This window comes from Brevibacterium sp. JSBI002 (assembly GCF_026013965.1).
Classification (GTDB): domain Bacteria; phylum Actinomycetota; class Actinomycetes; order Actinomycetales; family Brevibacteriaceae; genus Brevibacterium.
The window spans coordinates 3,650,079-3,661,637 of record NZ_CP110341.1 but is presented as its reverse complement, the minus strand read 5'-3'; the positions used below and the strand labels follow the sequence as shown (position 1 = coordinate 3,661,637).

The window sequence follows — 11,559 nt, the reverse complement described above, 5'->3', positions numbered from 1 at the left end:
ATGCACATATTCTGGAGCGTGTGATGGATGAACAGGATGGAATTGCGGGCACACGTCAGCTTCGGGACCGTCCGGAGCCCGGAGACGAACGCCGGTGGCTTGAGCTCCTCGACGCTCTCGATCTCGACGAACTGACCGAGCGGTTCATGACCCGTGTCGTCACGGTCTCCGGCTACGATCCCGCACCGATTCCGGTCTCGGAGCTGCGCCGGACCGGCCGGCTCTCGTTCTCCACCCTCATCGAGGGACTGCGAGCCGGGGGTTTCGACGCGCCAGTGGCGGTGTCGACCGAGGTCGGGGTGTCGCGGGCGCGGGCTGGAATTCCGCTTGAGGCGCTGATGACCGCGATCCGCCACGATTTCAATGTGCTCTGGGAGGTGCTCACCCGTGTGGCGAGTCAGGACGACGCGGAGCTGGTCATCCGCCACACGGGCATCGTCTTATCCACCGTCGACGAGTACGTCTCGCAGGTCCAACAGGCATACACCGCCGAGCGCACGCGGATGCGCGCGGAAGAGGATTCGGTGCATGCGGGCCTCATTGCAAGCCTCTTCGATGATCCCGATCCCACCGCTGAGCGTCTGTCGAGGATCGCGACCGGGCTCGGTCTCGATGTCGACTCTCCGCTGCTCGTCATCGCCGCCACCGGGGACGATGTCCGGGCGCTGCGGGTGATCATCTCCGATCATGTCCGCGCGGGTGGGACCATGTTCACGTACCACCTCGGCGAGGTTCTCATTGCGTTCACGCAGGTGAGTGGGAGCGGGGCGGATCCATCTGTTTCGATGCGAGGGGGCGGAGCCGGTCAGATGTCAGCGGCGCTCGCCGGCAAGATCACCGAGGCACGGGTGGGGTATGTCCGTGCCGAAGGGATCGGGACCCTGCGGCGGTCGGCGCTGACGGCCCGTGACCTTGCCGATGTCATCGCCCCTGATGAGACGTCTGCGATGACGTGGAGGCGCGGGTGGGCCAGGTTGGCTGCGCGGTCGCTCAATGCCGCGGGCAATCCGATCCTCGCCGATGTCGAGTCGGCGCTTGCCGCCTGCGGTCCGGTCGAACGGGAGCGCCTCGTCGAGGCGGTGTGCGCCTATCTGGCGTCGGGCAGCATCGGAGATTCGGCGACTGCTCTGTTCTGCCACCGCAATACCGTGGCGAATCGTCTGCGGCGCTTCGCCGACCTCACCGGAGTCGACCCGATGATCCCCGCCGAGGCGGCCCGCCTCGTCGTCGGTTGGGCGTGATCCGGCGCCGCTGACAAAGAGGTTATGGCGTAACAACTGCTTCAAAGTGTGTTTGCGCAGCATCTGCGTGGTGCGCCTGCACGTTGAACCAGCTGTTGTGCAGTCAGCTGTGGGTCCGGCACCGCGTCGTGTCCCGCCATTCGGTACTTTTGCCGCGAACGCTAGGCCCGTCGCCCCGGCTGTCGTAATGTGTTTTCATCATGCGCCGACGACCCTAATCCGCGGCGCATCCCATGCCAGCAGAGTGAGACCACTGTGCCACCACCGTGGCCCGGCCAGATCGAAGGAGATCCCATGTCATCCGAGGTGAGCCCGCCGACCAGCGGCCAGACTCCCGCCAATTCGGCTCTCGAGAAGAGGACCCTGCGCAAGGTCCTCATCCGCCTCATCCCGTTCATCATCGCGATGTACTTCATCAACTACCTCGACCGGACGAACCTCGGCATCGCCGGACCCGGCGGAATGAATGAAGACCTCGCGATGACGGCGACCCAGTTCGGGTTCGCCGCCGGCATCTTCTTCTTCGGCTACCTCATCCTCGAGGTGCCCTCGAACCTGGCGCTGCACAAGTTCGGTGCTCGCATCTGGCTCGCCCGCATCCTCATCAGCTGGGGTGTCGTGGCCGCTGCCATGGCGTTCGTGCTCAACCACTTCTGGCTCTACGTGCTGCGGTTCCTCCTCGGTGTCGCCGAGGCGGGATTCTTCCCCGGTGTCATCCTCTACCTCACGTACTGGTTCCCGACCTCGATGCGCGCCCGGGCGACTGCCCTGTTCATGCTCGCCATCCCGATGTCCAGCGTCGTCGGCACTCCCGTGTCATCGTGGCTGATCTCCAGCGGAAACGCGATCTTCGAGAACTTCGCGGGCTGGCGCTTCATGTTCATCATCGAAGGTGTGCCCGCGGTTCTGCTGGGCATCATGTGCATCTTCTACCTCACCGATCACCCACGCGACGCGAAGTGGCTGAGTGCCGAAGAGCGCAACTGGCTGCAGTCCACGATGGATGCCGAGGAGAAGAGCAAGGAAGAGACCTTCCACTACCCGGTCCGCCGCTCCCTGCTGCAGCCACGCGTGTGGGCGCTGTCCTTCGTCTACTTCGGCATGGTCTACGGCCTCTACGCCATGAGCTTCTTCCTGCCGACGATCATATCCGGTTTCCAGGAGACCTTCGGCGTCGAATACTCGATCGTCGAGATCGGCTTCATCACCGCCATTCCTTACCTCTTCGGTGCCGTCGCCATGTACTTCTGGTCTCGCCACGGCGACCGCACCGGCGAACGAGTCTGGCACGTGGCCCTGCCGCTGTTCATCGGCGGAGTCACGATCCCGATCGCCCTCTACCTCTCCTCGCCATTCACCACGATGATCGCCGTGACGATCACCTGCATGGCCATCTGTGCGGCCCTGCCGACGTTCTGGCCCCTGCCGCAGACCTTCCTCGCCGGCGCCGTGCCGCTGCAGGTCTGGCGCTCATCAACTCGCTGGGCAACTCGTCCGGGTTCTTCGCCCCCTACATCACCGGTTGGCTCGCTGACCTCACCGGCACTCAGAACGCGGGCATGTGGGTCGTCGGAGCCGTCATGGTCGCCGCCGGAATCGTCACCCTCATCCTCAAGGCGGCGCCCGCACCCGATAGTGTGAAAACCCCGTCGAACTGAGGAGCCTCCTTGTCCACTGCCACACCGTCGGAAACCGCCCAGTTCACCGACCTCATCGCCCGACTGAGCCCGGGCGCGCTGACCACGGACCCCGATGTCATCGACGCCCACTCCAGCGACGAAGCCCTGTTCTGTCCGCGGGAAGGGGCGATCGCCCTGGTCAGGGCCGCCTCGGTGGAAGACGTCCAAGAGGTCATGCGGTTCGCCACCGCGCATCGGATCCCGGTCGTCCCGCAGGGGGCCCGGTCCGGGATCTCAGGAGGAGCGAACGCCTCACCAGGCGCGATCCTGCTCAACGTGTCGAAGATGAAGGACGTCGTGGCCGTCAACGAGGCCGAACGCCTCGTCACCGTCCAACCGGGCATCATCAACCAGGACCTCAAGGACCATCTCGCCCCGTTCGGGCTGTCCTATCCGCCGGACCCCGGCTCGGTGGCACTGTCGTCCATCGGTGGAAACATCGCCACGAACGCCGGCGGACTGTGCTGCGTGAAATACGGTGTGACCAGGGATTATGTCCGGTCACTCAAGGTCGTTCTGGCGGACGGAACGCTCACCACGCTCGGCCCGCAGACGGCCAAGGGCGTGGCCGGGCTCGATATGCGCCACCTCTTCGTCGGCTCCGAAGGTACCTTGGGCATCGTCGTCGAGGCGACCCTGCGCCTCGTGCCCGCCCTGCCCGATCCGTTCACCGCGATCGCGACCTTTCCGGATGAGCGCAGCGGACTGCAGACCGTCGCCGACTTCATGGCCGACGGCGGAGTGCCGAGCCTCTTCGAATTCCTCGACGGATCCTCTCTGCGCATGCTCAACGACTACGGCGACTTCGGCCTCGACAGCGACGCCGGCGCGATGCTCATCATGCAGGTCGACGACAACCCGACCGATGCGGAGGCAGCGATGTCGACCTTCGCCGAGGTGGCCGAACGCTGCGGTGCCCTCGACGTTGCGTACTCGGACGATCCGAGCGACTCGGCGGCCTTCATCACCGCGCGGCGGATGATCCAGCCGGCATATGAGAAGTTCGCGCACGCCCACGGCGGCGGTCAGCTGCTCGACGATGTGTGCCTGCCGCGGACGGCCGTGCCGGAGTTCTGTGACTGGCTCACCGAGCTGCGGGCATCGTCCGGTCTCGAGATCGCCCTCGTCGCCCACGCCGGTGATGGCAATATGCACCCGTCGATCTTCTTCGACTCCTCCGATGAGGCGGAGACAGCGAAGGCTGAAGAAGTGTTCGCGGAGATCATGCGCGTCGGCATCGAGCTCGGCGGGACGATCACCGGTGAGCACGGAGTCGGTTTCCTCAAGCGCACATGGCTGGCGAACGAACTCGATGAAGGGTCGAAGCGGATCCAGCGAGCCGTGAAAGAAGCGCTCGACCCGCTGGGCATCCTCAACCCGGGGAAGATGCTCGCCGAGATCTGAGGCTAGTCGGCCTGTTGGCAGCGCTGTCAGTAGGCGGCGCTGCCCATTCTCAGCCTTCGGCTTTGCCCTGACGCCAGTAGCCCATGAACGCGATCTGCTTGCGGTCGACTCCGACTTCCTGGACGAGATAGCGACGCAGACGCTTGACCGGTCCTGCCTCTCCGGCGATCCAGGCATAGAAGGGACGGTCGTCCTTCTCCGTGGCACTCGAACTGCCTTGAGCCGCCTCGGTGAGGGCCGCGGGAACGTCCCAGAGGATCTCTTCGTCGATGTTGACATCGTCGAGTTCCCGGACCTGACCATCCGGCCCGCCGGCCGACCCTGCCGGTCCGGCTCCGACGGGGATCCGGGTCTCCGACCGCACCGCCTCGCGGACGGCAGGTTCGAGGAGCTGACCGAAGTCGGCCTCCCCGCGTGGCAGCCATTCGATCTCGAAGCCGGTGGGAGCGGTGATGTCGATGATGTCCTCGGCGCTCGGGACTTCGAGAACGGCCTTGCCCTGCGCCTGGCTGTCCTTGAGTGAATCGAGGATCGAGGCGATGGCGGGCACAGCCGTCTCGTCGCCGGCGAGCAGGATCTGGTGAGCATCGCCGGGGGCGAATTCGATCCCGGCGCACGGCGTCTCCGAGGCGCGGGAAGGTCCGATGATATGGAGACGGTGTCCCACCTCGGCGAATTCGGCCCACTGGGCGGCAGGACCCGAATGGCCATGTTCATCGGTATGGAGGACCATGTCGATGACGAGTCGACGCTCGGCATCGTTCCATTCCCGCACGGTGTAGGTGCGCATCGCTCCGCGCTTGGCGGGATCGACCTGCAGCCAGGCCTGGTACCAGGAGACTCCGGCGGCTTCCTGCTCGTGGAGGAAAGCGGGCAGATCGAACTGCGGTGCGGCTGCCTGCAGCGGTGGGATGACGAGTTTGATCCGCAGGTCGAGCGGGTGTGTGTTCGGGCCGAAGTCCGCCAGTCCGGCACCACCGAACGTCACCCGGCGGAAGGACGGGCTGAGATCTTCGACGGCGAGGACCTCTGCTTCGAAGGCACCGATGGGGGCTCGTGACACTGATTCTCCTTCGCATCCCCACGGCCAGCGGTCGTGAGGTCGTCCCCGCGGGACGCGTTGTGTTCGTGTGTGCAGCTGTCGTGATGTCGGAACATCCGCAACGATACTCTACCCTAATTTAGTAAGGCTAGCCTTTCCAAATAGTGCTAAGGTGGTTCCGGCCTCACTGCAGAAGTCCGCAGCAAGTCCAGCAATTCACAGCACTCTGACCAGCACTTTCGCCGTACCTCCACGTCCAAACGTCCCTGCGGGGACGCCCACGGAAAGGCCCTCGATGCGTCGTCGTCAGCTCCTTGCCCTGTCCGTTCTCGCCCCGTTCGCCCTCGTTGCCTGTCGATCTGAGACCGACGGTGAGGCGGGAAGCGGTGCTTCCGGTGCCGCGGACGGCATCCCGAACTTCACGTATTCGCCGGAGGGCTATGACGGACTGACGATCGAACTCGACCGTCCGGCGAAGCGCATCGCCGCGGACTTCTATTCGGCGGCCGGTCTCGCGCAGTACGGCATTACGCCGGTCGCGGTCTTCGGCTTCGGCCAGAACGAATCCCCGGGTAAGGCCTTTGACCAAGAAGGCGTCGAGGTCGTCGGCACCGATATGGAACTCGACATCGAAGCTCTCGCGGTCGCCGAGCCGGACGTCCTCGTCGCCTACGGCAATGAGGCCGGCGACGGGTGGACCTGGTGGGACGAGAAGGTGAAAGGCCAGGTCAGTGAGCTCGTGCCCTTCGTCCCCGTCAAACTCGGCGGGCAGAGCCCCGACGCGATGTTCGCTCAGTATGCGGCCATCGCGAAGGCATTGGGCAAGGACACGGACACCGGCGCCATCGCGGACAAGCGGAAGGCCTTCGACGACGCCCGGGCTCGCATCCGCGGCGTGGCGAAGAAGCAGAACGAACTGACAGTGTTGCTGGCGAACTTCACTGCCGAGATCAACTACACCTCGAACTCCTTGGGCATCGCCGAGATGCTCAGCGAGGACGGGCTCACCCTCGTCGGTCCCGACGCCACCGGAGAGAGCAGTTGGGCCGAAGTCTCCTGGGAGAAGATGTCGGACTACCCGGCCGACGTCGTCCTCGGCCACGACGCCTCGACCGACTACGAGGACAACCCGGTGTACAAGAGCCTGCCCGCTGTCAGGGAGGACCAGCTCGGCACCTGGGACGACAAACGTGCCTATACCTATGACGGCTACGCGAAATGGCTGAACGAACTCGCCGACGTCCTCGACTCCGCGAAGAAGATCGTGGGGAACTGAGGCCCGCACCCTGCCGGGCTACGATCGGTACATGACCGACCTGCCTGACGAACTCAGCACCGACGAGATCATCCGATCCCTGGCATCGGGTGCCCCGACCACGTGGCTCCGCTCCACCGGCACCGAGGCGGCCCTGCCCGAATTCGGCGAGGTCATGGATTCCGCGGCGGCCCGGTTCGACCGCTTCGCCTCCTGGTTCGCGACGACCTTCCCCGAGACGGCGACCGTTCCGGCCGAGCTCGCGTCGGCGTTCCCCGAAACCGACGGCGGAATGATCGAATCGGCCCTGGTCCCGGCGCCGGCGGCGCAGCATCGCCTCGTTGATCTGTTCGGGTCCGAAATCACCGGACAGCTGTGGCTCAAGCGCGACGACTCCCTGCCGGTGAGCGGGTCGATCAAGGCCCGCGGCGGCTTCCACGAGGTGCTCGAATTCGCCGAGGCGATCGCCGCCGAGCATGGAGTCGACGCTCATGATCCCGCCGCCTATTCGAGTCGTCGGTTCAGTGAGATCGCTGCGAACCACCGCATCGTCGTGGGCTCGACCGGCAACCTCGGACTGTCGATCGGGATCCTGAGCGCTCGCCTCGGCTTTGCCGCCTCGGTGCATATGTCCGCCGATGCCCGCGAATGGAAGAAGACGATGCTGCGCGACCACGGGGTCGGCGTCATCGAACACGCCGGCGACTTCGTCGAAGCCGTCGAAGCTGGACGAGCCTCGGCAGAAGCCGACGAGAACACGCACTTCGTCGACGACGAGGACTCCGTGAGCCTCTTCGCCGGATATTCGGTGGCAGCCCTGCGTCTCCAGCAGCAGTTCGCCGCCGCCGGAGTGACCATCGACGAGCAGAATCCGCTCACCGTCTACCTGCCGTGCGGAATCGGAGGCGGTCCCGGGGGAGTGACCTTCGGGCTGAAGCGGGTCTTCGGCCCTGCGGTGCGCTGCGTCTTCGTCGAACCGAGCCAGGCACCGGCGATGTTCCTCGGCGTGCGCACCGGTCGGCACAGCGGCATCTCCGTGCAGGACATCGGCCTGACCGGAGCCACCGCCGCCGACGGACTGGCAGTCGCCCGACCCTCACGCTTCATCGGACCGACGATCGGGCCGCTCATCTCCGGTTTCGCCACGGTCCCCGACGAGGTCATCCGGGCCGGAGTCGGCGTGCTCCACGAGACCGAAGGCGTCGATGTCGAACCCTCGGCAACCGCCGGGCTGACCATTCCGTGGCGGATGGGAACTGCAACGGGCGAAACTTCCGCGGGCGTCCACCTGGTGTGGCTCACCGGTGGGGCGATGGTCCCCGCCGACGAACGTGCCGCCTACCTCGACGAAGGACGAGGGCTCGTGGACCGGATCAGCAGCACCGCCTCGGCGATCTTCACCGACTGAACGGCGTGACCCGGTCGGGCCACGCCGCGTCGGTCACCAGTCCCAGGGGTCGTCGCTGACGGTGATGACGACCTTGCCGTCGACGATCTCGGCCGTGCCGTTGAGGTCGAAGGTCACGGTGTCATCGAAGGGTTCGGACTCATCGAACATTTCGTAGCTGCCGGTCACGAGCGCTTCACCGGTGGTGTCCGAGGAGATCAGCCACGCCGGGCCGCCGTTCGGGCCGGTCGCGTCCTCGGGGTTCGAATACTGGTCGGTGCCCATCGAGTCATCGGCGACGGTCACCGTCGGATACGACGAGATCGACCATTTGAGGCCGGTGGCGTCGTAGCTGTCGGCCAGCGAGGATCCGAACGGGCACCCGTCGGGCTGAGCGACGGACTTCTTCGCGCAGCTGTCGATGAGGGTCTTGACCTGCTTGTCGACCTCGGCGCGGAACGCATCCGAGGGGTGGGCTGAGAGCAGCGGCGTCTCCTTGCCCTCCATGTTCGCGTCGTCGCCGAGGAAGGCCCGCACCTCGACCGCGTCGGCGGTGATGAGATCGGACTTCTCGGCCAGGTCGATCGTGTAGAGACCGGGGAATGCCGGCAGGGACAGTGTCGATCCGTCGCTGTCGACGTCGATTCCGTCGACCTTGACCTTCTTGAGGCCGGGAGTGTCGACGGTGAGGGTGAGCAGTTCCGGGCTCTTGAGCGCCCAGTCGTCGAAGAACAGCGCCTTCTTCCCCGCCCTGTGCAGGGTCAGGGTGCTGTTGCTTTTGGAGCCGCCGACATCGTAGGTGACCGCGACTGTCGCCGTGTCTCCGGAGATCTCGGCATCCTCGACGGTGACATCGTCGGGCAGTGCCTCGGAACCGCCAAGGACCTCGTTGGTCAGCAGGGTCCGTGACTCCTGTGGAACGTCGACGTCGGCGACCTTGAGCGCACCTTCGGCGTCACCGTCGGAGAGCTCCCCGAAGTACTTCTCCACCGTCGCTTCGGGACCAAACATGTGCCCGTTGAGCTGAGTGACGACGATGATCGAGGCCACGAGGAGGAGCACGGCACCTCCGGCGACGACCGAGACGAGCGTCGTCTTCTTCTTGTCGAAGGGTTTGGCCGGCCCAGCGTACGGCTGTGCGGCGTACATTCCCTGCGGAGCCGAGTACGACTGCTGTCCGGCGGCACCCTGCGGATAGGCATACGGCTGTTGGTCGGACGGGGTCGGATGCTGCTGCGGGCCGACCGGCGCGGAGAACTGTTGTGGGCCCTGCGGCGCACCGGCCGGTTGGCCGCCAGGCTGGCTCTGCGACTGGCTCTGCGAGCCGAACGCGTCCGGCGGTGCGGGCGGCCCCTGATGGCCGGCGGGCCCCTGCGGTCCGAACCCACCCGCCCCGTGTGGTCCGATTTCGCCGGGGCCGGGAGCGACCGGCGGTGGCGTCGGAGCGGCGGCCTGAGCCAGATCGGGATGGACGAATGCGAACTGCGGTTCGCTCATCCCCAGATACGGTCCCCAGTGCGGGTGCACGGTCCGACCGGCGGCGATCCGTGCGACCGCGGGGAAGGTGAGGGCGAGACGTGGCCCCAGGGTGCGCGAGAGCACCTCGATGATCCCGCCCCAGAGCGCGAAGATGAGGAAGGTCCAGGCCAGGGGGCCGATCCCCGCACGGGCCGCACCGGACCCACCGAAGAACATGGCCGCCTCGGCGGATCCGGACATCGCCAGGTTCGCCGGAATGGCCAACAGCGACAGCAGACCCCAGACGAGGCAGAACGCCACAGGCAGCTTCCACGCGCTCGACCACTGCTGCTTGTCCTGCTCGATCACGGTCCAGGCCGGACGCCGGGTGACGGTGGCGACGATCGTTGCGATCAGCACGGCGGCCACGACGACGAGCAGGCCCAGCCACAGCAGCCCGGGAGCCTCGCGGCTGAACATGGTGAGGCTCTCGGAGAAGGTGTCCGAGTACAAGCCCAAGTCGCCTTGGGCGGTGGCGCTGATTCCGCCGAGGTGGGTCAGCGACGTGAGGATGAGGCCCATGTTGACGAACGTCAGCGGCACCAGCTGACCCGGCATCTCGACTGACAGCGGCAGGACGAAGAGCGCGACGATCGAGAACACGGCCACGGTGAGGGCGAGGTGGATCCAGGTCACCAGCAGAGGCGGAACAGCCCAGCGCAGGAACGGTGCACCGATCGCCTCGGTGCCCTTGAAATGTCCGGCGACACGACCGGCGATGCTCGTGATGAGGATGACGAGCATCGGCAGGAAGAACGATCGGACGGTGACCGCCGAGAAGGAAAAGGTGAACGATCCTTCCTCTTCAAAGGCGGAGGCGCGGGCGGCGAAGATGACCTGGAGGAGGAAGAGCACGAGCGTCATCGCCAGGGTCGCGACCCCGATGCGGATCCACGTGGACACTCGGTTGGGTGCGGGGGAGCGGCGTTCGCTCAATTTCGTCATCCACCACAGCAGACCCACAATGACGATGGTGACCACCAGGGGTGCGCCGGTGGTGAAGATGCCCAGTTGGGCGTTGAAGGTGTCAGGGGCGTTGATGTCCAAGCGCAACGCCGCCGAACCGAACAGCGCCAGAGCCATGAGGATGAACGGCAGGGCGTAGTTGAGGCTGTCAAGGTTGAGGCCGGTCTCCTCGGTCAGCGAGTCGAATTCCGACATCGACGTGAGGATGACGGTGAGGATGATGGAGACGATGATGCCGCCGAGGAGGGCGATCCCCGGCGGGATCAGGGCCGTTTTCCACGTCGCTCCCTTAGCCAGCGCCGAGGCGAATTTCGACTTCGGGGCGTTCGCCGGATAACCCGGTGGTGCGGGGTAGGGCATGGGCCCGGACTGGCCGGGCTGATAGGGACCCTGTTGGTGAGGGACCTGCTGGTACGGACCGGAACCCTGTGGGTAGGCGCCCTGTTGGTAGGGGCCAGAACCCTGCGGGAAGGCTCCCTGCTGGTAAGCGCCTTGCTGATAGGTGCCATGTTGGTAAGGATCGGGTTGGTAGGGGCCGGGCCCTTGAGCGTAGTACGGACCTGCGGTCTGCGGATGTGAATCCGATCCCTGGTGACGAGCGCTCGCCGTCTGGGGTTGAGAGCCGGAGTTGGAAGAGTCGTTCTCGGCGGCCTTTTCGTAGGGGTCGATTGTCTGCTTGTCGGTGGGAGTGCAGTCCTCCGGGGGCGCCCAGCGAGCGGTCTCCTCGGCGGAATCGGATCCGACGGGATTCATCACCTCGGTCGCGTCACCATCCTGGGCCTCTGCGCCGGGGCTCGTCTTGGAACTCTTCTCCGACTCGGACTCGGCGTCCGACTCAGCGGGGGTCATTTCAGCTTTCGCCTCAGCGGATTCCTCGGCGTTCGGCTCGTCAAAAGGCTCGGGACTCTTTTGATCCTCAGCGGCCTGGTCCTCGGCGGTCTGATCCTTCGGATCCTCGGCGGCGGTCGGTGTCGTCTCGTCGGATTCGTCGTGCATACCCAGTCCTCAAGTGCAGTTGCCCGACAGCTGCGCAATGTAGTTCAAATCGAAACAATAAACTGTGCAGA

7 protein-coding genes are annotated in these 11,559 nt (G+C 65.6%); 5 read left to right on the top strand and 2 right to left on the bottom strand.

What is annotated here, in order from left to right; all coding sequences use genetic code 11:
• Positions 1-23 precede the first annotated feature (23 nt).
• From LJ362_RS16495 to LJ362_RS16485, 3 genes are all read left to right on the top strand, one after another.
• Complete coding sequence (locus LJ362_RS16495) at positions 24-1,241, top strand: PucR family transcriptional regulator (protein WP_264800092.1); 1,218 nt, start codon at positions 24-26, stop codon at positions 1,239-1,241.
• Between the two features lie 294 nt (positions 1,242-1,535).
• Positions 1,536-2,882, top strand: coding sequence for an MFS transporter (locus LJ362_RS16490; protein WP_264800091.1), 1,347 nt, complete (start codon positions 1,536-1,538; stop codon positions 2,880-2,882).
• Between the two features lie 26 nt (positions 2,883-2,908).
• A complete protein-coding gene (locus tag LJ362_RS16485) occupies positions 2,909-4,324 on the top strand; it encodes an FAD-binding oxidoreductase (protein ID WP_264800090.1) in 1,416 nt (471 codons plus the stop codon).
• Between the two features lie 49 nt (positions 4,325-4,373).
• On the opposite strand, the gene LJ362_RS16480 is transcribed toward LJ362_RS16485, so the two are convergent.
• On the bottom strand, positions 4,374-5,387 hold the full coding sequence (locus tag LJ362_RS16480; protein ID WP_264800089.1) for a siderophore-interacting protein: 1,014 nt from the start codon (positions 5,385-5,387) through the stop codon (positions 4,374-4,376).
• 274 nt (positions 5,388-5,661) lie between these two features.
• On the opposite strand from LJ362_RS16480, the gene LJ362_RS16475 reads away from it, so the two are divergent.
• Positions 5,662-6,642, top strand: a complete 981-nt coding sequence (locus LJ362_RS16475; RefSeq protein WP_264800088.1) for an ABC transporter substrate-binding protein — start codon at positions 5,662-5,664, stop codon at positions 6,640-6,642.
• 31 nt (positions 6,643-6,673) lie between these two features.
• Positions 6,674-8,029, top strand: a complete 1,356-nt coding sequence (locus LJ362_RS16470; protein WP_264800087.1) for a D-serine ammonia-lyase — start codon at positions 6,674-6,676, stop codon at positions 8,027-8,029.
• A gap of 33 nt (positions 8,030-8,062) precedes the next feature.
• On the opposite strand, the gene LJ362_RS16465 is transcribed toward LJ362_RS16470, so the two are convergent.
• The gene (locus tag LJ362_RS16465; protein WP_264800086.1) at positions 8,063-11,488 is read right to left on the bottom strand and encodes a hypothetical protein; all 3,426 of its coding nucleotides are present in this window, start codon (positions 11,486-11,488) and stop codon (positions 8,063-8,065) included.
• Positions 11,489-11,559: the final 71 nt, after the last annotated feature.